Origin of the sequence: Streptomyces sp. YIM 130001 (assembly GCF_003574445.1) — a bacterium.
GTDB lineage: Bacteria > Actinomycetota > Actinomycetes > Streptomycetales > Streptomycetaceae > Streptomyces.
This window is the reverse complement of the sequence record NZ_KZ984553.1, coordinates 229,654-251,839: the sequence shown is the minus strand read 5'-3', so window position 1 is coordinate 251,839 and position 22,186 is coordinate 229,654. Positions and strand designations below refer to the sequence as shown.

16 protein-coding genes are annotated in these 22,186 nt (G+C 71.4%); 8 read left to right on the top strand and 8 right to left on the bottom strand.

What is annotated here, in order from left to right; translation table 11 throughout:
* Positions 1-336: 336 nt before the first annotated feature.
* The 5 genes from DSC45_RS12990 to DSC45_RS12970 all read right to left on the bottom strand — a co-directional run bounded on the left by DSC45_RS12990 (position 337) and on the right by DSC45_RS12970 (position 7,312).
* Positions 337-2,235: a dipeptide ABC transporter ATP-binding protein gene (locus DSC45_RS12990; RefSeq protein WP_119290327.1), complete on the bottom strand. Its 1,899-nt coding sequence runs from the start codon at positions 2,233-2,235 to the stop codon at positions 337-339.
* Positions 2,232-3,092 (bottom strand): ABC transporter permease, encoded by an 861-nt coding sequence (locus DSC45_RS12985; protein WP_119290581.1) that lies wholly within the window; start codon positions 3,090-3,092, stop codon positions 2,232-2,234. Before DSC45_RS12985 ends, DSC45_RS12990 begins: the two co-directional genes overlap by 4 nt.
* Before the next feature lie 8 nt (positions 3,093-3,100).
* Positions 3,101-4,045: an ABC transporter permease gene (locus DSC45_RS12980; RefSeq protein WP_119290325.1), complete on the bottom strand. Its 945-nt coding sequence runs from the start codon at positions 4,043-4,045 to the stop codon at positions 3,101-3,103.
* A 2-nt stretch (positions 4,046-4,047) separates the two neighbouring features.
* Positions 4,048-5,646 (bottom strand): ABC transporter substrate-binding protein, encoded by a 1,599-nt coding sequence (locus DSC45_RS12975; RefSeq protein ID WP_119290324.1) that lies wholly within the window; start codon positions 5,644-5,646, stop codon positions 4,048-4,050.
* Between the two features lie 415 nt (positions 5,647-6,061).
* Positions 6,062-7,312 (bottom strand): ROK family transcriptional regulator, encoded by a 1,251-nt coding sequence (locus tag DSC45_RS12970; RefSeq protein WP_119290322.1) that lies wholly within the window; start codon positions 7,310-7,312, stop codon positions 6,062-6,064.
* Between the two features lie 458 nt (positions 7,313-7,770).
* Here DSC45_RS12970 and DSC45_RS12965 point away from each other — a divergent pair, with 458 nt between their 5' ends.
* Complete coding sequence (locus DSC45_RS12965; RefSeq protein ID WP_119290320.1) at positions 7,771-8,742, top strand: TauD/TfdA dioxygenase family protein; 972 nt, start codon at positions 7,771-7,773, stop codon at positions 8,740-8,742.
* Positions 8,743-8,754: 12 nt separating this feature from the next.
* Here the strand turns inward: DSC45_RS12965 and DSC45_RS12960 are convergent, their stop codons facing one another.
* The 3 genes from DSC45_RS12960 to DSC45_RS12950 all read right to left on the bottom strand — a co-directional run bounded on the left by DSC45_RS12960 (position 8,755) and on the right by DSC45_RS12950 (position 14,775).
* A complete protein-coding gene (locus tag DSC45_RS12960; protein WP_162929208.1) occupies positions 8,755-10,155 on the bottom strand; it encodes a type III PLP-dependent enzyme domain-containing protein in 1,401 nt (466 codons plus the stop codon).
* Positions 10,156-10,339: 184 nt separating this feature from the next.
* Positions 10,340-12,025 carry a PucR family transcriptional regulator gene (locus DSC45_RS12955; protein WP_119290318.1) on the bottom strand — a complete coding sequence of 562 codons (1,686 nt, stop codon included), beginning with the start codon at positions 12,023-12,025 and terminating at the stop codon, positions 10,340-10,342.
* 83 nt (positions 12,026-12,108) lie between these two features.
* Positions 12,109-14,775, bottom strand: a complete 2,667-nt coding sequence (locus tag DSC45_RS12950; RefSeq protein WP_119290316.1) for a discoidin domain-containing protein — start codon at positions 14,773-14,775, stop codon at positions 12,109-12,111.
* 213 nt (positions 14,776-14,988) lie between these two features.
* On the opposite strand from DSC45_RS12950, the gene DSC45_RS12945 reads away from it, so the two are divergent.
* The 7 genes from DSC45_RS12945 to DSC45_RS12915 all read left to right on the top strand — a co-directional run bounded on the left by DSC45_RS12945 (position 14,989) and on the right by DSC45_RS12915 (position 22,108).
* Complete coding sequence (locus DSC45_RS12945) at positions 14,989-15,378, top strand: cell division protein SepF (RefSeq protein WP_119290314.1); 390 nt, start codon at positions 14,989-14,991, stop codon at positions 15,376-15,378.
* Between the two features lie 57 nt (positions 15,379-15,435).
* Positions 15,436-16,737 (top strand): AAA family ATPase, encoded by a 1,302-nt coding sequence (locus tag DSC45_RS12940; protein ID WP_240434608.1) that lies wholly within the window; start codon positions 15,436-15,438, stop codon positions 16,735-16,737.
* On the top strand, positions 16,700-17,056 hold the full coding sequence (locus tag DSC45_RS12935) for a nucleotide pyrophosphohydrolase (protein WP_240434607.1): 357 nt from the start codon (positions 16,700-16,702) through the stop codon (positions 17,054-17,056). Before DSC45_RS12940 ends, DSC45_RS12935 begins: the two co-directional genes overlap by 38 nt.
* 218 nt (positions 17,057-17,274) lie before the next feature.
* A complete protein-coding gene (locus tag DSC45_RS12930; protein ID WP_119290310.1) occupies positions 17,275-17,757 on the top strand; it encodes a DUF6099 family protein in 483 nt (160 codons plus the stop codon).
* Positions 17,758-17,784: 27 nt separating this feature from the next.
* Complete coding sequence (locus DSC45_RS12925) at positions 17,785-18,705, top strand: LLM class F420-dependent oxidoreductase (protein WP_119290308.1); 921 nt, start codon at positions 17,785-17,787, stop codon at positions 18,703-18,705.
* A 323-nt stretch (positions 18,706-19,028) separates the two neighbouring features.
* Positions 19,029-20,774 carry an SPFH domain-containing protein gene (locus DSC45_RS12920; protein ID WP_119290306.1) on the top strand — a complete coding sequence of 582 codons (1,746 nt, stop codon included), beginning with the start codon at positions 19,029-19,031 and terminating at the stop codon, positions 20,772-20,774.
* A complete protein-coding gene (locus DSC45_RS12915) occupies positions 20,771-22,108 on the top strand; it encodes an SPFH domain-containing protein (protein WP_119290304.1) in 1,338 nt (445 codons plus the stop codon). The genes DSC45_RS12920 and DSC45_RS12915 overlap by 4 nt, the downstream gene beginning before the upstream one ends.
* The last annotated feature ends 78 nt before the right edge of the window (positions 22,109-22,186 follow it).

Genomic DNA, 22,186 nt, shown 5'->3' with positions numbered 1-22,186 from the left:
GCCACATGCCGGCACGGGCGGCCTACTCCAGGAAGTCGGTCCAGGCCGCGGGGGCACGGCGAGCCGTGAGCCGTCGGGCACATCGGAGGCGCGGACGGGCGCTCCCTGGCCACGGCATCACCGGAACCCCGAAGTTTCGGAGTCACGCCAAGTCATCTGTACAGCACGGCAGTTCGTGCGTGATCCGCGCGCCACCCGTCCTCCGCAGGAACGGACGCTCCTCGAGGATGAAGCCGCCAGGCCGGGACGCCTCAGGTGCCGGTGCCGCACGCCTCACACGATCCCGGCACGATGCCGTTCCCGTACGTGTGCCGACCTGATCGTTCGTTCAGCGGTTCAGCTCGCGGCCGCCGCCGTAGGCACAGCCACCGGCTCCGGCGCAGCCGCGAGCAGGGCGCGTGTGTACTCCTCGCGGGGGGACTCGCAAACCTCGTCGGCGGCGCCCGTCTCGACGAACCGGCCGTCCCGCATCACCGCGATGCGATGACTCACCTGCCGGACGACGGCCAGATCATGGGCGATGAAGACGAGCGCGAGCCCGAGCTCCGCCTGCAGATCCGTGAGCAGATTGATGATCTGCGCCTGTACGGAGACGTCGAGCGCGGCCACCGGTTCGTCGCAGACGAGGACCGACGGCTCGGGGGCCAGCGCACGCGCGATACCGATCCGCTGCCGCTGACCACCGGAGAAGGCACGAGGCCGGCGATCCGCGGCGGACGGGTCGAGGCCGACCTGGGTCAGGAGTTCACCGACCCGCCGGGCCCGTGCCGCACGGTCCTCGTGACCGCCGTGCGCGAGCAGCGGCTCGGCGACGATCTCGCCCGCCGTCATACGGGGGTTGAGCGAGGCGTACGGATCCTGGAAGACCATCTGGACCTCGCGGCGCAGAGTGCGCAGCGCCGACCGCGACGGGTGCGTGATGTCCTCGCCGCGCAGCTTCAGAACGCCCGCGTCCGGCGCGTGCGCGTGGACGAGGATCCGGGCGAGCGTGGACTTGCCCGATCCGGACTCGCCCACGATCCCGACGCTTTCCCCCGCGTCCAGGCGCAGTGAGACACCGTCCACGGCGACGAGCGGATCACGCCGACCCGCCCGGCCGCGGCGCGCGAACACCTTGCGCAGGTCGGTGGCCTCGATGAGCGGGGTCGTCACGGGGCGTTCCGGCGAGTTCTCGTCGGCCGGCTGTCGCGGCAGGGCGGTCACGGACACCGGCGGGACGGAGGGCAGGGAGGGCACCGCATCTCCGTGGTGGCAGGCCACGCGGCCGCCGCTCACGGAGTCCGCGGCCAGGTCCGGGGCCCGCTCGCCGCACTGCGCATCGGCGAGCGCGCAGCGCGGCGCGAAGGCGCAGCCCACTACCGGCAGCGACAGGTCCGGCGGCGATCCGGGGATGCCCGCGAGCCGCGTGCCGGAGGGTGACGAGAGGCGCGGAACGGCCGCGAGCAGCCCGGCCGTGTACGGGTGCCCGGGCCGGCCGAGCACGTCCGCCGTGGCCCCGTCCTCGACGACGGTCCCGCCGTACATCACCAGGACCCGCTCGCAGGAGCGGGCGACGACGCCCAGGTTGTGGGTGATGAGGACGAGCGCCGTGCCGGTCTTCTCGTTGAGCTCCGCGAGGAGTTGCAGGATCTGTTCCTGGACCGTGGCGTCCAGCGCGGTGGTGGGTTCGTCGGCGACGAGTACGTCCGGTTCGTTGGCCAGGGCCATGGCGATGAGGATGCGCTGGCGCTGGCCGCCGGAGAACTGGTGCGGGTAGTCGTCGATGCGGCGCGCCGGGTCGGGTATGCCGACCAGGTCCAGGAGTTCCTCGGCGCGACGGCGCCGCGTGCGACGGTCGCGGCGCACGTCGCCGCGTTCGCGGGCGTGGGCGCGGAGCACCTCGTCCAACTGCCGGCCGATGGCCAGGACCGGGTTCAGGGACGTCATCGGGTCCTGGAAGATCATGCCGATCCGGGCGCCCCGTACGGCCCGCAGTTCCTCCTCGCCGAGGGTCGTGAGGTCCCTGCCGTCGAGGCGTACGGAACCCGAGACGATCCGTCCGCTCCCGGGCAGCATCTGCATCAGGGCGAGCGCGGTGGTCGATTTGCCGGAGCCCGATTCGCCCACCACGGCGACGGTCTCGCCGCGCCGCAGAGTGAGGTCCACTCCGCGTACGGCGTGCACCGCGGAGCCGTCGGGCGAGGCGAAGTCGACGCCGAGGCCGCGTACTTCGAGGAGGGCAGGTGTGGAGGTCAACGGCGGGTCTCCCGGTTGAGGGCCTCGGACAGCAGGGAGAGGCCGAGTACGAGCAGGGTCACGGTGAGCAGCGGGCCGGCCGCGAAGTACGGCGCCCCGGAGAGATACGGCAGTGCCTGGCTGAGTGAACTGCCGAGGGTGGGTTCGGGCGGGCGGACGCCGACGCCGAGGAAGCTCATGGCGCCCTCGAGGAAGACGGCCACGGTCAGCGAGACCGCGAGCTGTACGACGAGCGGGTCGGCGCAGTTCGGCAGGATGTGGCGGATCAGTACGCGCGCCTTGCGGGTGCCGCCGACCCGGGCGGCGACCGCGTAGTCACGCTCCCGCTGGACCAGGATCCCGGCTCTCAACTGCCGCCCGAACACCGGGATTTCGGCCAGCGCGATCACCACGATCACCGGCAGCCTGCCCGGTCCGAGTATCGCCGTGATGGCCAGCGCGAGGATCAGACCCGGGAAGGCGAGCACCAGGTCGAAGGCGCGCTGCACCACGGTGTCGAGTACCGGATGCGCCGCCGCGAGGAGTGCGAACGCACAGCCGAGCAGGGCGCCGACCGGCACGGCGAGCGCGATCACCTCCAGGTCGGTGCGGATGCCGTACAGCAGGCGGCTCAGCAGATCACGGCCCAGGTCGTCGGTGCCGAGCAGATGGCCCCCGGTGCCGGGTGGGACCAGGGCGCGGCCGCTCTGGGCGGTCGGCGCGTGGCTGCTGAGCAGCGGCGCCAGCAGGCCGGCGAGGACGACCGTGCCGACCAGGGCGAGGCCGATGCGGGCCCTGGTGGTCGTGAGGGCGGCGAGGTACGGATGGCGGGAGGTCGCGCCGCGCTTGGCGGCGGGTTCGGCGAGTGTGCTGGTCATGACGGTGATCACTCCCACCGGATCCGGGGATCGAGCCAGGCGTGCACCACATCGGTGAGCAACTGGACGAGGACGAAGACGGTCACCAGGAGCAGCAGCAGGTCCTGGACGACCGGGTAGTCACGGGCGGTGAGCCCGGTCTCGGCGAGCTGACCGAGCCCCGGCCAGGCGAAGATCGCCTCCACCAGGACTGCCCCGCCCAGGAGTTGGCCGGTCTGCATGCCGAGCAGCGTGACCACGGGCGGCAGTGCGTTGGGCAGGGCGTGGCGCCACAGGAGGCGGCGCCGGGAGACACCGGCGGCGGTCACCGTACGGACGTAGTCCTCCGAAAGGGCCTGCTGCAGGCTGTCCTTCAGATAGCGGCCGACGACCGCGGCGCTCGGCAGCGAGACGCACAACGCCGGAAGCAGCAGGTACTGCAGCTCCAGATCCGGTGCCTCGAACAGCCCGACCCGACCGCCGGACGGCAGCACGGCGAAACCCACCGCGAGGACCAGGACCAGCACGACCCCGGTGACGAACGGCGGCACGGCGAGCGCCCCGGTGGTCACGGCCTGCACCGCCCCGCGCACCGACCGGCGCCGCGAGGTGGCACCGAGCACCCCGAGCGCGAGGCCGATGGCGACGGTCAGGATCAGGGCGCCGAGGGTGAGTTCGAGCGTCGCGCCGAGGCCGTCACCGATCAGGTCGGCGACCTCACCGCCGACGGCGTACGACGGGCCGAGGTCGCCGCGCAGGAGATCGCCGATCCAGTGCAGATACTGGGCGGCCAACGGCTGGTCGAGACCGAGCTGTCGGCGAATCGCCTCGACCGACTCCTGGCTGGCGTCCGGCCCCGCGAGCGTGACGGCCGCGTCGCCCGGGACGAGCCGCAGGATGCCGAAGATGACAAGGGAGGCGACGGCGAGCACGACGAGCGCGGACGGGATGCGTGTGAGCAGATAGCGTCCCATGATCACGCCAAGTACGCGTGGTCGAGGTTCAGATAACTGAACTTGTTGATGGTGGCACCGCGCAGCCGGGCCGCGGCGACCTCCACCTGGTCCTGCACGGCGAGATCGATGATGAACGCCTCCTCGAGGAGCAGATCCGAGATCCGCTGGTAGCGCGCATGCGCCTCGGGCCCGTCCTCGTCCTTGTGCTGCCAGGCCGCACGGACCGCGTCGGTGTACTCCTTGTCGCGGTAACCGGAGGTGTTCTTGGCCTCGTTGAACGGGTACGCACTCACCGCGAGCGTCGCGGGGTGTACCTGGGCGAAGGCGTGCAGGTTGACCCAGAGGGCGGGCATGGTGCCGGAGATCAGCCTCTTCTGGAAGGTGGCGGAGTCGTAGGGGCGCAACTCCGTGCGGATACCGGCCTGTTGGAGGTCGTACTGGACGATCTCGGCGACCGAGGTGTGCAGCGGCTGGGTCGGGTGGCCGAGTGGGACCGGGCGGCTCGTCGATACGCCCGAGGCCTTGAGGAGTTCCCGGGCCTTGCCGGGGTTGTGGGTGTAGTGGGTGCGGTTGGCCTCGGTGTGGGCGGGCGAGGACTTCGGCCAGGGTGCGGCGGAGGGCAACCCGTAGCCGCCGAGGGCCTGTTGGACGACTCGCTCGCGGTCGACGGCCCAGGCGACGGCCTGCCGGAACTCCTTGTTGTCCGCCGGCTCCGTGCCGACCGATGCGCCCACGTACGCGGCGCCGCTGCCCGTGTCGTAGCGCTTGATGGTGAAGTTCTCCACGGCCTTGAGCGGTGCCAGGTGCTTTCCGGACACGCCGTAGGAGAGCTGGGCCTGACCGGATCGGAGCGCGGAGAGCAGGGCGTCGGGGTGGCTGTAGACGCGGAGTTCGACCGAGTCGAGATAGGGGCGCTCGGGTATCCAGTAGCGGTCGTTGCGGCTGAGTCCAATGCCGGTGCCCGGACGCCAGCCGTCGAAGCGGAAGGGGCCTGTGCCGTTCAGCTTCCTGCCTTTCAGGGTGTCCTGAAGGGTGTGCCGATCCGTGATGATCATGAATTCGAAGAGGTCGAAAAGGTTGGCCACCGGGTGCGCGAACTCGAGCACGATCTCGTGGTCGCCGCGCTTCTCGAAACCGGTGACCGCCTTTGCGGTGGCGGCCAGTTGAGCGGAACGCTCGGGCTTCCTGAGGTTCTCGACGGCGAAGATCACGTCGTCCGCGGTGAACGCGCGCCCGTCGTGGAACGTCACGTCGTCGCGCAGCTTAAGTGTGATGCTCCGGCCGTCGTCGGCGTACTTCCAGGAGCGGGCGAGTTCGGGCTGTGGCTCGAGCTTGTCGTCGTAGCGGATGAGGGTGTTGTAGATGAGCCGCTGCTGCAGGGCCTGGTCGCTCTGGGTGAACAGCAGGGCGGGGGTGAAGTCGACCGGGATGCCCACGGTCAGGGAGCCGCCGCGCCGGGCACCGCCCTGGCCGGCGGCCACCGACACCGCGGAGCGGCAGCCCACCAGGCCGCCGGAGGCCCCGAGGGCCAGTGCGCCGGCGCCCGCGGCGCGCAAGGCGGTGCGTCTGGTGGGGAGTTGGGCATGCGGTGGTGAGGGTGGAGAGGGGCGTACGAGCATGGGGGAGGACCCGTTCGTTTCGCTGCGGAAGGAAGAAATCGCCGGCGCGGAGGGGGAGGGGACCGAGGCTGCGACGGGCGCGTTCGCTGCTACCCGGCCATGGGGTGAGCGGGCAGCGCCGGGCGCGGAGAGTGGGGCTGCGGGACGCCGGCCGTGTCACCGGGATGCGGAGCCGGCCGGCCGTACGGGCACGAGGGCGTACCGGCACGGTCGGGTGCCGGACGTGCGCTCAGATGCCGAGCCGGCGGTGCGGCGGCGTGCGGCGAGGCGTCAGCGGCAGACGGCACACAGTGCGCTGGACTGCCGACAGAGGTCGACGTGCCAGCGGGCTACGAGGCGCGGGTCCTGGGTCACGCGGAGCAGAATGGCAGCGGGCGCCACGGGCGGTCAACGGCGTTCGCGGCGCAACACATCCTCACTGTGAAGCGGGTGTTGCGTCCGTCTTGCCCAGGCTTTGCAGAGGGCTTCTGAACAGGGGATTCAGCAGGACTGTGACGGCCGCCACGGGAAGTGCCGCCGGTCCAGCATGTGGGACCACGATGCGCTCGGGGTCGTCGCAGACGTGCGAGTGGGCGATCGCCGCGGCACGGATCTCCGCCAGGTACTCCGCCGCGAGCAGGCTCGACTGCTCGGTGACCACCACCTGCTCGGGGTTGAGCACGTCGAGCAGCAGCCCCGTGGCACGACCCACCGCGCGAGCGCGCCGCCGCAGCAGCTCATCGGCCCGCCGGTCACCGGCCGCGGCGGCGTCCACGATCAGTGCGGCGTTCTCCTCCGGCACGATCCCGCGCGCCACCGCCTCGCGGGCGAGAGCCGTGTCGGACGCGGTCGCCCCCAGGCAGCCCGTGCGCCCGCACGTACAGGCCACCGTGCTGTCCGGCACCGGCAGATGCGCCACGTCGCCGGCGCCGGACCGAGGGCCCCGGTGCACCACACCGGCGATGGCCACGGCCGCGTCCACCACGTTCCCCACGAACAGATGCACCAGGGAACGCCGGGCCTCGGGCCGGCCGAACAGCAGCTCCGACTGGGCGACCGCCCGAGCGTGATTGTCCATGCGCACCGGAAGCCCGGTGTGCCGCTCCAACTCGGGCCCAAGCGACAGCCTGTGCCAGTCGAGCGCGTCGTGCCGCACGACGGTGGCGCTGCCCGGATCCACCCATCCGCCGAGCGCCGCACCCACCCCGAGCACTCGCCGGCCCGCGGTGTGCTCGGCGACGAACTCGGCCAGCGAGCGCGCCACTTGGCCGGGCAGTGCCACCGCCGGGATGCCGTCGTGCAGGAACCGGCCGCGGGCGAGCAGCCGCCCGCGCAGGTCCGCCACGCAGAACGTGGACTGCGGCACCCCGATGTGCACCCCGGCCGTCAGCGGTCCGCCCGCGGCGCCGGGATGCAGATCGACCGGGATCTGCGGTCTGCCGACGGAACCGGACGCGACGAGCTCCGGCATCTCCCGCAGCAGGCCGATACGGGTCAGGTCGGTGCACTGCCTCGAGACCGCGGCCGGGCTCAGACCGGACAGCCGCGCGATGCGGCTGCGGGCCACCGGTCCGTGGTCGAGCACGGCCCGGAGCACGGCGGCGGCGTTCGCGCCGCGGCGGCCGTCGCCCGAGCTGGAGCCGGGGTGAGAGCCGGGTGGGGCGGTCGGCGGGGCGAGGTGCGGCATCGTGGTCCCTTCCGGAGTGGGCATTCAACATGCCTTGCCCGTACGGGATTTGGCGACCGCCTGTGGCCTGCGCCACGTCTCGGGTGTCGGGCGCATTGCAGGGTCGTGAAGCCGGGGCGGTCGGCCTTGACCCGTCGCCGGATGCGCGGACATGCTCCTGGACATGACCGCGACTTCTCTCGTCGAGCGGCGCCACCTCGATCTCGGCCGCCTCTCCTCGGCGGCGTGTCCGGGCGCCGCGGGCTGACGCCACGCCGCCGCCCCACCGCCTGCGCGCTCTCGCCGGGCGGGCCCCCGATCGCCGCTCCCGACCCGCGCTCTGACCGCCACCTTCTGCCGAGGGCCGCCTCCGCGATCGCGCCCGGATCCTGACGGCCGCGACAGGAACGCTCTCACCTGCCCGTATTTCTTTCCGCTCCGAGAGAAAACAACCCAACGCCCCACCGAAGGGACTCCTCATGACCTCCGCACCCGTCACCGAGACCGCACCCACCGAAGCCATCACCGTCCACAAGGTCGGTGGCCGCGTGGGCGCGGTCATCGAGGGCGTCCGTCTCGGCGGTGACCTCGACGCCGACACCCTGGCCGCCGTCCGTGCCGCGATCCTGGAGCACAAGGTCGTCTTCTTCCGCGACCAGTCGCACCTCGACGCGGACAGCCACGAGGCGTTCGGCCGGCTGCTCGGCACACCCGTCGCGCACCCCACCGTGCCCTCCGTGGACGGCCGTTACGCCTTCGGCATCGACAACGACCACGGCGGCCGCGCCAACCAGTGGCACACCGACGTCACCTTCGTCCCCGCCTACCCCGCGTTCTCCATCCTCCGCGCCGAGGTCATCCCGCCGTACGGCGGCAACACCCTCTGGTCCAACACGGCCGCCGTCTACGCCTCGCTCCCCGAGCCGCTGCGGGTCCTCGCCGACAGCCTGCGTGGCGTCCACACCAACGACTACGACTACGCGGCCGCCCGCCCCGAGGCTCGCCCCGCGGCCCTCGAGCAGCACCGCAAGGTCTTCACGTCCACCAAGTTCCAGACCGAGCACCCGGTGGTGCGCGTCCACCCCGAGACCGGTGAACGCACCCTGGTCCTGGGCAACTTCGTGCAGAAGCTGGCCGGTTTCCGAGCCGCCGACTCGCGTGCCCTGATCGACCTGCTCCAGTCGAACGTGGAGCGCCCCGAGAACACCGTCCGCTGGCAGTGGCGCGCGGGCGACGTCGCCATCTGGGACAACCGCGCCACCCAGCACTACGGCGTCGACGACTCCGACGACCACGAGCGCACCCTGCGCCGGGTCACCATCGACGGCGACGTGCCGGTGGGTGTCGACGGCCGGCGCTCGGTGCTGCTCTCACCCGAGTCGGTCCCGGAGCCGAGCCACGGCATCGCCTCCGGCGCCTCCACGGACGGGGACGTCGCCGAGGCCGCGTAAGGGCCTGACTCCTCAGCCGTCGGAAGGGTCTGCCGCGGCCCCTCCGGCGGCGCCCGCGGCGGTGCCGGAACGCAACTGCACCAGCGCACCGGCCAGTTCGAGTCCGCTCTCCTCGACCACCTCACGGATCGTCTGCGCCGTACGTACGAGCGCGAACCGCACCCGGCCCGCCGTGTCCGTGCGGTACCCGTAGATCGCGGGCCGTGGCAGGGAGTTGTACGAGAAGTGGGAGGAGAAGTAGTAGGCGCCGGTGTCGTAGAGGGCCACCACATCGCCGGGCTCGACGGGCGGCAGCTCGCGGGCCTGCGCGGTGAGGTCGCCGGCGAAGCAGCAGGGTCCCGCGACGTCGGTCACTTCCGTGGGGCCGCTCTTCGGACGGCCCTTCGCGTCGAGGACGCCGACCCGCAGCGGCCAGGCATCCGGCATGAAGACCGTACGCGTGGCGACCTGCGCGCCCGCATGGGTGACGGCGATCCGCCGCCCGCCGGCGGACTTGGTGTACTCCACCAGGGAGGCCACGGTGCCGCTCTTGGCGAGGAGCGAACGGCCGAATTCGGTGACCAGGGTGTAGCGGCCGTCGAACAACCCGGGTGCGGCGGAACGGAGTTCGGCCACATGGTCGGCATACGTCGGACGGTCGTCCTCGTCGTCGAAATTGACCGGCAGCCCGCCGCCGATGTCGAGCCCGGTGATCTGCTGCCGGCCGGCCTCGGCGTTGATCCGCTCGGCCAGGTCGTAGGCGACGCGGATGCCCTCGGCGATCAGCGGCAGCGGGCAGCCCTGCGAACCCACGTGTGCGTGCAGCCTGTTCAGCCAGGGACGGCTCGCGAACGCTTCGACGACGGCTTCCTCGGCGCCCGGATCACGGAGCGCGACACCGAACTTGGAGGTGTCCGTCGCGGTACTCATCGCACCGATCGCGCCCGCGCCGACCTGTGGGTTCACCCGGATTCCGACGGGACCTGCGGGCCGCCTGCCGGCCAGGAGGCCGTCGACGCGGGCGAGTTCCTGGAAGTTGTCGATATTGAACGCGACACCGTGGGCGAGGGCGTACTCCAGCTCCTCGACGGTCTTGGCGGGGCTGTCGAAAACCAGCCGGTCGTGCGTGAACCCGGCCGCGAGCGCCTGCTCCAGCTCGCCGGGCGAGGCGACCTCACAGCCCATGCCCGCATCGGCCAGCAGGCTCAGCACCGGGACCAGCCCGCACGCCTTCGCGGCGAAGGTGTGCTGCACGGTCGCCGGTCCGTCGAACGCGGAGTTCAGCGCTTCGACCGCATCCAGCACTCCGTCGACGTCGAGCAGGCCGATCAGCGGGTGCTGCGGTCCGAGGAGGCCCCGTCGGACAGCCTGCGCGAGCGCGGCCTCGCGGGCCTCGGCGCGTTGTCCGGATGATCGGCCGGAAGACACCTGCATCACTCTCCGTCGCGGCTGCGGGCACGTGGTTCGTGCGGGTACGCGGCCACCTCTCCAGTCTCCGCGGCGTACGTGAGCGGTGTCTTCTCCGCCCCCGACCAGGCCTGACCCGCCCTGTTGTGCACCCCGACACGTAAACGATCTTCAGGGCGGGTGACGAGGAGCCCCGGGTCGAGGCGGACGGTCAGTCGGCCCGCCGGCCGGCCAGCCGTAGCCCGATGTCCGCGAGCAGCCGCATCGTGGGGTCCGAGAGATCGACGCCGAACAGCTCGCGGGCCCGTCGCAGCCGGTAACGCAGGGTGTTGGGGTGTACGCCGAGCCGCTCCGCGGCCTGGCTCGCGTCGCCGAAGGCGTCCAGATAGGCGGCCACCGACGCCCCGTAGCCGGAACCGTGCGCCCGGTCGTGCTCGACCAGAGCGTGTACCGGACCGGGCAGCGAGTCCCGCAGTGGGGCCAGCAGGTCGAGCATCCGCAGCGCCGCGGTCGGCGCGGTCACCTCGGAACAGGTCGCCGCCGCGGACTCCGGTTCTCCGGCGGGCCGGGCCGCGGCCCGCTCGCGCAGCACCCGTACGACCAGTTCCGCCTCCTCGCGGGACGCGGGCAGACCCGCCAGATCGGGAGCAGCGGGCCCGGCGCCGGCGAAGACGACGCTGCGGGGCACCGAACCGGCCGTCGCGACCAGCCGGCGCGCGAGCTCACCGTCGTCCGCCGCCCCCGGAACCAGCACGTGCAGGCGACGGCCGGAACGAGCGGTGACCGCACCCGGCCGGTAGGCGGTCGCCTGCAGCGCGAGCACATCCAGTACCCGGTGCTCGGTGGCCCCCACCAGCCCCGGCCGCCCGGCGCCGGTGCCGGGATCGCCGCCGAAACTCCGGCCGTCGTAGGCCTCCACGACCAGCACCGTGTACGGCCGGTCCGGTTCGACACCCACCTCCTGCGCGGACCGCGCCGCATCCGCACCGCCTTCGAGCACCGCACGCACCGCTGCCTCCCGTGCCCGCGCAGCCGCCCGTCCCCACATCTGGTGGTGCGCGAGATGCGGGACGGCCGCCCGCGCCGCGGTGTGCAGCGCCGCCACCGCCTCCTCGGCGAGCGGCTGCCCGTCACCGGCCGCCCACAGCGAGCCGAGCACCTCGGACCCGAGCCGCACCGCGATCGCCAGCCGCTCGGCGAACCGGTCGTCCGCGGGCAGCCGCACCACGTCGCCGCTGTTCCACAACTCCTGCAGAAATCCGCTCTCCCGCAGCTCGGCCACCCGCCAACGCGGCACCTGCTGCCCCAGGATCGTCAGCCTCCGCAGCGCGTCCGGCTCATGGTCCATCCGGGAGTACGCGAGCACCCGTGACTGCGGGTCCTCGACGGTGATCGCGCCGCCGACCAGATCGGCCACCGTGTTCGCCAGTCCCGGCAGATCGCCGAGCCGCAGCCCGTCCACCGCCGCGAGCCCCGACGAACCGCTGTAGGCGAGCGCCGTCCGCAGCTGCCCCAGCGTCTCCGTCCAGCCCTGGCCGGCCCGGCGCCCGAGCACCACCACACCGCTCTCGCCGGCCGCGGCGAGCAGCCCCGGATCCGTATCCGGGCCGCCGTGCCGCACCACCACGGCAGCCGCACCCGCACGGCCCGCACCGCGGACCACGTCCGCCGCGTCCGGTGACGCGGTGTCCATACCGATGGCGAGCAGCACCAGATGGGCCGCGTCCGGACCGGGAGCTTCACCTGGGTCGTGCAGCACCACGTCGGCCACGGGTGCGCCGAGTCCCGCGGGCGCCGCCACGACATCGAGGACGCCGGGCGGCACGAGGGCCAGCAGGTGCTCGAGGGCGGGTCCGCCTGCGGTGGGCCGGGATCGGCCGGGAGCGTGCGAGGGCATACGCCCATCATGACCACGGGCGGGTTCCGAGGTACGGAACCCGCCCGCTCAGCGCTGCTTGCTGCCCGATCGGTGCGGGGCGCTCACTCCTCCACGTTGATCGTGAACGTGTCGGTCGTGTTGCGGATGTCCTCCGCGTTGCCGCTCATCCGCAGATTGCGGAAGGTGACGTCGCCGACCGCAGGGCCCTGGCCCGGCTCCGGCATCTCGTTCGCCCACAGTCCGAAGCCGGACTTGTCGTCGTACTCGTCACCGCTCTTCTTCGCACCGGTGATGCTCACGTCGGTGAGAACCGTGTCCGCGACCGGGAACTGGGCCTGTCCGCCGACGTAGTTGGTCTGGAACATGATGCCGCTGTACGTCGGGTCGACGATGTCGACGCCTGTGACGCGGATGTTCTGGAACACCTTCGACGCGGAGAACATCCAGATCCCCGGGAAGGTCTGGCCGTTCCAGAAATGACCGCCGGCCCGCTCGATGCTGATGTCCTCCAGCGTGGTCGGCCCGGGCCCGAAGCCGTTCATCGGGTAGCCGAAGTCCAGCGAGCTGACGGTGATCCCGGAGTAGACCAGGGTGTCGGCGATCCGGATGTTGCTGAAGGTGTTGTCGTAGCCGCCGTAGACGGCCAGGCCCGCCGCGCGCCAGGTGAGGATCGAGGTCAGGTTCTCGTAGACGTTGTTCTTCATGTCCGCGCCGCCGGCGTCGATCGCCGAGAACAGCGCGAAGCTGTCGTCGCCGGTGGCGCGCGCCTCGTTGTTGCTCACCAGGTTGTCGGTGCTGCCGTTCGTCATGTTGATGCCGTCGGCGAACATGTTGCGGATCCGGGAGTTCTTGATGGTGATGTTGTCGGTGTTCGCGCCCCAGTAGAGGCACACCATGTGCTCGTTCCAGATGTTGTCGATCGTGATGTCGGAGACGTAGGCGAAATCGAAGACCTTGCCGGGGCCGTCGATGCGCGAGGTGTAGTTGCCGAAGTAGGCGAAGTCCGTGAACGACGAGCCCTGCGCGGTCGCGTCCGCACGGAACCCGATGTCGGTGTTCTCCTGCCCGTCGGGCGCGTGGAAGCGGGTGAACCAGGGGCCGGCGCCGACCACCTCGACGGCCCCGCCGTACACCTGGAACTTGCTGGACGTCTCGTAGTCACCGGCCGGCAGGTAGACGCCCACCAGCTTGCCCGTGGTGTCCATCCGCACCTCGTCCAGGGCGTCCTGGACGTCCTGGTGGGTGAATCCGCCGGGGACCGCGTACGCGTCCGGGTCCGGGTTGGCGACCTCCTCGGCCTCCTCGAAGCCCACGAAGTCGATGGCGTACTCGGAGGAGTTGTCGGCATCCTTCTGCAGCTTGACCGTGCTGCCGGCCGGCACCGTCTCGTCGAGCGTCAGCTGCGCCTCGTCGTAGATGTGCCGCGGGTCGCCCTCGCCGGGCGAGTTGCCCGGGCTCGCCTCCGCGCCGTACAGCCAGGCGTACTTGGAGGTGAGGTCGATCGCCTTGTGCAGTTCGCCGTCGACGTAGACGTTCAGTGTCGTGTCGATGCCGCCGCCGCCCTCGGCATCGGGGACGGAGAAGCGGGTGACGAGGGTGTTGGTGGCCCGGTCGGTGGTGAACTCCACGGAATCGCCGGTGGCTTCGAGCGTGACCGCGCGGCGGCCGGAGGCCTCACCGGCGACGTCGCCGATGGTCCGGTTGGGGCCGACCACCGCGGCCTCGCCGCCCAGTTCGCCGTCCTCCGCCTCGAGCTGCGAGTAGGGCATGGTGGCGCCCTCACCGGCCGCCGCCTTGCCGGACTTCTTCTGCCGCTCCTTCTCCTCGGCCACCGCGTCGTCCGCCGCGGACGTGCCCGGCGCAGAGGGGGCGCCGGGTCCCTTCGCGGCGACGGGTGCACGGTCCGCACGGGCCGCGCTCGGCGTGGAGGCGGCGTCGGACGTGCGGAAGGGGCCCGCCGGCTTACGGGTCACGGAGTTGCTGTCCGGCGACTGGTTCCCCATGGCGTCGCGGGCCCGCACGGTGTAGCTGACCGGCTCGTCGCTCCGCTGCGGGTCGGTGTACGAGGTCACGTCACCGGCGACACTGGTGCGCAGCCGTCCGTCCGCGAAGACGTCGTAGGCGGTGACGCCCTTCGCGTCCTGTGCCGCCGTCCAGTCGAGGGCGGTGCCGGACTCGGACGCCGACTGCTTCAGGTTCTCGGGAGTGGTGGGGGCGGTGGCGTCGCCGTGCCGGTCGGCGTACACCTCGAGGCCGGACAGACGCGCGGTCTTGTTGCCCGGCCCCGCGGTGATCAGCACCCGGACGTGACGCGTGGCGGCGCCACCGAGGTCGGCCGTGTACGTCCGCTCGGCGTCGGTGCCCTTGCCCGTATCGCGGAAGGTCCTGGCCTTCGCGTCGGTGAGATCGGTGAAGTCCCGGCCGTTGGTGCTGCCTTGGAGCTTCAGAGTCTGCTTCTGCGCCTTGTCGCCGCCCGGGAGGGCCAGGACCACCTTGCCGACGCGGACCGTCGCGCCGAGGTCGGTGCGTATCCACTGCGGGGCGCCGTCGGTGGCCTTCGCCGTGCTTTCCCAGTACGTGCCCGAGTCGCCGTCGGTGACCTCGGCGGCACCGTGTCCGTCCCGTGCGGAACTCGCCGACGCGGGCTGTCCGTCCGCGAGTTGGGCCGGGGTGCCGGCCGATGCGGACGGGGCGGACATGGCGAGTGGCAACAGCGTCCCCGCGACCAGGGCCGCTCCCGCGCGCCCTCTCCAACGATGGAGTCTCATGACCTCTCCACACTCCTATTCAGATTTTGCAGTGATTTGTTGCAGAGTTGCAGAGGACTGTCGATCGGTCTACAGGTGCGACAGAAGTAATCCGTGCCGGCGCGATACGGGCGGTGCGCGAGCAAAGGCCGTGTCGAGGTTGGGCCGATCGGGTGAATGGCGTAAGAATTGAGCCGTGCAGACCGACAGTGCGAACCCGGACGGGGTGGGGCCTTGAACAGCCACGACGTCACCGACGAACAGTGGGAGGGGCTCGCCCAGGTCGTACCACTGCGCAGCCGCAACGAATGGCCCTCGTGGCCCGGGCACCGGGCTCTGCCCGATGCCGAGACAGAGACCAGGCGGCGCTTCGTGGTGCTGCGGGTCAACGTGTTCGCCGACGCCCGCGAGGTCGCCCAGACGCTGATGACCGGTACGCCCGTACTGCTCGACCTGTCGGGCGCCGAGACCGAAGTGGCCAGGAGGGTCCTGGACTTCAGCAGCGGCGTCGTACTCGGCCGCGGCTGCGCGATGCACCGGGTCGACCGGAACGTCTTCCTCCTGGCACCGTCCGGCACCGAGGTGCAAGGGCTCGTGGAGGGGACGACGATCCCTCGATCGTAGGAAGGTCACCGGGGCAAAACGGTTCGCCGGTCGGCGGGCCGCATAGCGTCCTGAGGCATGACAGCCCACTGCGAGGCCCCCGCGGCCGACGTACGCCCGGCCGGACCCGCACTCAGCGAACTGCGGCTCTCCGCCTTCGCGTCGCACCGGGGAACGGTCCTCGCGCTCGGGCCGTGCACCCTGGTGTGCGGCCCGAGCGGCAGCGGTAAGACGACCGCTCTGCGGGCCTACGAGGCGCTGGCCGGGCTCGCGGCCGGCGGCACGCTCGACGAGGTGTTCCCCGACGTGGACGACTGCGTCCCGGAGAGCGCGCGTCCCGACCGGCAGCGGCGGCGCGGCTTCCGTATCGGCTGCACGGTGGACGGCGGGGCCGGGCCGGTCCGGCTCGACCTGGCCGTGCAGGCCGAACCTGAACTGCGGCTCGTCGGCGAGCGGTTGACCGTGGGCGGGCAGGTGCTGCTCGCCTCGGCGCTGCGTGATCCGGCCCGCCGTACGGTCGACGCCGCCTGGCACACCGGCGGAACTGCCCAGGTCACCAAGGGGCCGCTGCCCGACGACCGGCTCGGCACCGCGCTGCTTCCGCTACGGGTGGCCGGCCGCACGGACGGCGAACGCCTGGTCCTGGCGGCGGCCGAGCAGGTCGTGGTCGCGCTGCGCTCCGTCTTCGGCTGCGACCCGCGGCCCTCCGTGATGCGGGCACCGGTGCCGGTGGCCGAGGGGCGGCTGCTGCGCGGCTGCGACAACCTGGCGGAGGTGCTCAGGCGTACCAGTACCGAATGCGGCCGGCGGCACGCGGCGCTCGTCGGCGCGGTGGGCAGGGGCTGTGCGGGGTCGGTGGCGGACCTGCGGGCGGAGGTGCTGCGTGACGGGACGGTGCGGGCCGTGCTGGACCGTGCGGCGTCGGCGGAGACTTCGGATCCGCGTGGTGCGTGTACTCCGCTGGAGCGGCTCGGCGACGGGGAGTTGAGGTTTGTCGCGCTCGCGCTCGTGCTGCTCACCGGGCCGGGCGTGCTGCAGGTCGATCCGGTCGCCGAGGTGCCCGGCGCGTTCCAGACGCTCACGGTGCTGGCCGACGGCTTCGACCGCAGCCTGGACCGCCGCCAGGCCCGCCTCCTCGCCGGGCTCGCGGCCGGTGTCGCCGAACAGCGCGGGCACATCGGACTGGTGGCCACCGTCGGGGACGCCTCCTGGGCGGACGGAGTGGAGGGGTTGACGGTGGTAGACCTGGAGCGTGACGGAATTCGGACAGGAACAGGGCAGGGAGCGGGAGCCGCAGCAGGACCCGCAGCAGGACCGGAAGCAGGAGCAGGATCTCGCGGCGTTGCAGCGCAGACTCGCCGAGTTCGCGGTGGCGCGTGACTGGGGGCAGTACCACACGCCGAAGAATCTGGCCGCCGCGCTCAGTGTCGAGGCGGCCGAACTCGTCGAGATCTTTCAGTGGCTGACGCCCGAGCAGTCGGCCCGGGTGATGGGCGAGCCGGACTCAGCGCACCGGGTGCGCGATGAAGTCGCCGATGTGCTGGCGTACCTGCTGCAGTTCTGCGAGGTGCTCGGCATCGATCCACTGGACGCGCTGGCGGCGAAGATCGAGCGTAACGAGGCGCGGTTTCCGGTGAGTTCGGACCGCGCGGCCGGTGCCCCGGTCATCGGCAAGCATCGGCCTCCGTCGGTGCCCTGAAGCGGTCGTCGGGCACGCCGAGGGCGTCAATAGACGCATGATCGTCACTCTCTGGAGTGGCGGACTTGTCCACAGTCGAACTTCTGTCCACAGATTTCCGTATTCCTCTGGCCTTTCGGTCTCTCAACACTCACTCTGGGTAGTGGAGTTGAAGAAGCCGGTGTGAGCCGGGCGGGTGCGGCGGCGAGTGTGCCGCCGGGACGGACGGGGGAGTCGTGATGGACGCGGTGCGGTTGATCAGGGAGTGCAGGAGCGCGCTGGCCGCGAGCCAGCAGGTGCCGGGCATCATGAGTGAGGCCTGGCAGGCACAGGCCCTCGCCCAGGCGGTGGGCGGCAGACTCGCGGTCACCGGCCCGCCCGAACTGCGCGGCGACGCCCTCGGACTGAGCGAGGTCAGCGGTCGCGGCTGCGGCACGCTCGACGCCCGGCCTCCAGGCGGCGGGGAGATACGGGCGGCCCGGCTCTCCCGGGTCGCCGACATCCGCGAGGCGCTGACCGGTCTCGGGACCCTGCTCGGCGAGGTCGGCATCGCCCTGGTCGCAGTGGCCTGTTCCGCGGACGCCGACCTCTACTACTGGCAGTGCATCGAGTCGATCGACGCTGCCGACGAATCCAGGGACCGAGTGCTCGAGATGCTGCGCCGCCTCGCCACCCGGGAGCAGGGACTCGTCGCGCCCGACCCGCTGGCCGGCCCGCCGTGACCGGCCCAAGCGTGCAGGATGGAGGACATGGATCTTCGCATCTTCACCGAGCCCCAGCAGGGGGCCTCGTACGACACACTGCTCACCGTCGCCAAGGCCACCGAGGACCTCGGCTTCGACGCCTTCTTCCGCTCCGACCACTATCTGCGCATGGGCGACGGGGACGGTCTGCCCGGCCCGACCGATGCCTGGATCACCCTGGCCGGCCTGGCCCGGGAGACCAGCCGGATCCGCCTGGGCACCCTGATGACGGCCGGCACCTTCCGACTCCCGGGAGTACTGGCGATCCAGGTCGCGCAGGTCGACCAGATGTCGGGCGGGCGGGTCGAACTCGGCCTCGGAACAGGCTGGTTCGAGCAGGAGCACACGGCGTACGGCATCCCCTTCCCGAAGGAGAAATTCCCCCGGCTCGAGGAGCAGCTCGCGATCGTCACGGGCCTGTGGGCCACCGAGAGCGGCAAGACCTTCGACTACGACGGGAACCACTACCAGCTGTCCGATTCGCCCGCGCTGCCCAAGCCCGCGCAGGCGAAGCCGCCCGTCCTGATCGGCGGCCACGGCGCGAAGCGCACCCCACGCCTGGCGGCACGATACGCGGACGAGTTCAACATGCCGTTCGCGTCCATCGAGGACAGTGAGCGTCAGTTCGGCCGGGTGCGGCAGGCTGCCGAGGCCGCGGGCCGCGCCGGGGAACTGGTGTATTCCAACGCCCTGGTGGCCTGCGTGGGCAAGGACGACGCGGAGGTGGCCCGCAGGGCGGCGGTGATCGGCCGGGACGTGGACGAACTGAAGGCCAACGGCCTCGCCGGCTCGCCCGCCGAGGTCGTCGACAGGATCAGCCGATACGCGGAGATCGGCGCCGAACGGATCTACTTCCAGATCCTCGACCTGGACGACCTCGACCACCTGGAGCTCATCGCGAACGAGGTGGGCGGACAGTTGGGGTAGGAGGCCCCTCGGTCCGGTCAGCTCTCCCGGCCGGCGTGGGGTCGCGCCTACCGGGGCCTTTCCACGCTGGTCCGAACGACAGGACCGCAACGCTTCAGGGGCGGCGGCTTCGTCGACGGCCACCGCCTCGGGAGTGTGACGGGGCGGCCGGCGGGTAGCGGCCCGTGCGGGACGGGGTGAGTGAGCCTGCTGCGGCACCGGAGTGGTCACGATCGTTCCCCCGCTATCCTGCGCGATCCGCCCACAGTGATGAGATGGTGCGCGCGCCCGGCGCAGCAGCCGTCCGGTGCAACAGAACGACGGAAACGAATAAGGGGGACGCAGTGGCGCGAGCGAAGGCGCAGAGCGTGCGCAGGGTGGTCGGAGCAGTAGCCTCCGGGTCCGACCCGCGGCAGGCGGCGGAGGAAGAGGTCCGGCGGCGCGCCGGAGATGCGGCCGGACGGTCGCGGGGCATGGGTGACGACGACTCGGAGTCGTACGAGCCGCGGGAAGAAGGCATGGACCCCGCCGACTTCCCGGCGGCCCGTGAACAGGGCGGCTCCATCGCCACGGTGATGGCGCAGAAGACCGTCTCGCTCGACGAGGCGGGCGAGGCGCTCAACCGCAGTGAGCAGAAGCGTGAGGACGGCGAGAAGGTCCACGCGATCTGCCCCATGGTGCTGCCCAAGGGCCGCTCCTTCATCAGCATGCTGCCGGTGCTCTGCCTGCTCGTCATCGGAGCCGTGGGCACCGCGGTGGTCTCGGCCGCCGACGACTCCCCGCTCACCAACCCGCTCTTCGGTATCCACTACTGGGTCATCGCCGTGCTCGCCGTCGCCTTCATCTGGTGGCGCCAGGGCATGGTGATGGTGCCGGACGGCTGCCAGGCCCTGATCACCCGCTTCGGCAAGCTGGAGAAGGTCGTCGGGCCCGGCAGGGTCACCTTGATCAGCCCGTGGAAGCGGGTCTCCTACATCGTCAACACCACGCGTGAGTACCCCTTCAACGCCCCCGTGCGCGAGGCTCCGACCAAGGGCGGCGTGAAGGCGTCGATCGATCTGTTCATCCAGTTCCGGATCAGCGACCCGACCGAGTTCGTCTACACCCTCGGCGCCGTCCGCGGCTTCGAGGAGAAGCTGAGCAACGCGGTCAGCGAGACCATCCGCAGCCTGATCTACGAGCAGGAGGCCGCCGGCATCTACGACATGGTCGGCGAGGACACCAGCCGGCTCCTGGAGCAGCTGAACCAGCAGTTCCGCCCCGCCGTCGAACTGACCAACGCCAACATCACGCACGCGGAGCCCGCCGACCGCGCCTACCGCATGGACCTCGCCGCACCCGAGATGGTGCGGATGGCCAAGGAGGCGTACACCCACGAGTACGCGCTCATGCTCCGCAAGGAGCAGGACGAGGGTGACCTGAGCAAGGAACTGGCCACCAGCCACGAGACGCTCTCCGCGATCCAGGCCGACATCGCCCAGTACCAGGCGCAGATGGACACCGCGGTGGAGCGCGAGACCAACCGCGCCCAGGCGCTGGCCCGTCAGCGGTATGTACAGGCCGAGTCGGAGGCGAAGGCCAACGCGGCGCTGCTCGAGGCGCAGGCGCTGGACATCCGGGCGGTCACGGCGGCCGAGGCCCCGGAGATCCTCGAGTACCGCTACCAGCAGCAGATCCTCGACACCCTCGAGCAGGTCGCCGACCACCTGCCGCGGCTGGTCCGGATCGGCGGAGCGGACGGCAGCGGCGCTGCCGGTGTCGACTTCCTGCAGCTGGCACGGGAGTTGGTGGGCGAGCGCGGCGACGAGCTGTTCACCGAGTCCGACATGGCCACCATGCGGTCGCGCCTCGACGAGGTGGCCGCGCGGATCGCCGAGCGGCAGGGCGAGATCGAGGAGCTGCGCGAGGCGGAGCGCCCCACCGTGCCCGCCACCCCGGACGCCGAACCCGGGGGAGTCCCCGTGGTGGCGCCCGACGGGGCCGCACCGACCGTCCCCGATGGCTCGTACGAGACCGGGCCCGCATCCGTGGCCTTCCCGGGCGAGCGGCTGACCGAGGGCCAGGACCACACTGAGGAGGCCGGAGAATGAGCGCCGCACGTACTGACCGCAGGTCGGTCATCTCCGAGGCCGTGGCGCCCTGGAGCAATATCGCCCAGCTGCTCCGCGGCGGCGAGGCCGGCACCCTGATCCCGGTCATCATCCCGCGCAACAGCCGCCGTCTGTGGTGGATGCTCCCGCTGTGGCTCGGCCTGTTCACCCTGCTCATGGGCGTGATGCTGACGATCAAGGAATCCGACGCCGACGGCGCGGCCGACGTCGCCTACGGCACACTCGCCGGCCTCTCCTACGCCGGCGGAGCCCTGCTCCTGATCATCGGAGCGCTCTGGTGGTGGCGCTCCTCGATCGTCGAGATCGAGCAGGGCACCAACGGCGTTCTGACCCGGTACGGCGCGGTCACGCGCACGCTCGACGCCGGCCGCCACTACCTGTGGCACCCGTGGTCCAGGGTGGACTTCGTCGTCGACACGGCGACCGAGATCCCGTACTCCGCACCGGTGATGGCCTGCCCGACGCAGGAGAACGTGCCGCTGCGCTCGATCGAGTTCTTCCTCAAGTTCCGCATCACGGACGCGGTGCTGTTCGTCCGCGCCATCGGCGCTGGCAACTTCGACCTGGTCCTCTCCAGTGCCGTCCAGGACGCCATCCGTCAGCGCGCCCGCAAGATGCGCACCGAGCGGGCCTACGACCTGCGCGGCTCGGACGTGGCCGACATGCAGGAGCTGCTCAACCGGCAACTGGACCGCTACGGCGTCCGCATCACCGGCTGCAACATCCCGGACGTCCAGCTGCCGACCCAGTACCAGCAGCACCTGGCCACCCGTGAGCGGGTCGCCAAGGAGCGGACGGCCTACGAGCAGGAGTGGGGCCTGATCCGCAAGCGCCGTATCGACAGCCTGGGCATGGACATCGAGCGGGCCAAGAAGGTGCGCGACGCCCGCATCGTCGAGGTGAAGGCCGCGCTCAACCGGGCACGCGAGGAGGTCGCCCAGCTCCTCGAGGAGCAGGAGACCAACGCCCAGCGGGTGCGCTTCGAGATCGAGACCCGCGGCCGCAGCGGTCTGATCTCCGCGGAGAACGAGGCCCGCGCCCAGCGCGCACTGGCCAAGGCCTACCGCGACAACAGGGCGGTGCTGCAGTACGAGCTGGCCCGCCGCCGCCTCGACGTGGGCGCCGAGCTCGCGTCCAAGGCGCCGCAGCCGGTGGTCGTCCGCACGGACGGTGGGAGCGGCGGTGACAACTCGGCGTTGTCCACGCTGATCGCCGCCCAACTGCTGCCGAGGATGGCCGCGTTGCCGTCGGGCGACACGGCGGACACGGTGAACCGGTACCTCGACGCCTCCGGGGCGAACGAGGACGACTGAGGACCGCTGACCGGACGATGCCCGTCACCGTGCGGCCCCGGTTCCCCGAAAGGGGCGCCGGGCACCGCCCGGTGACGG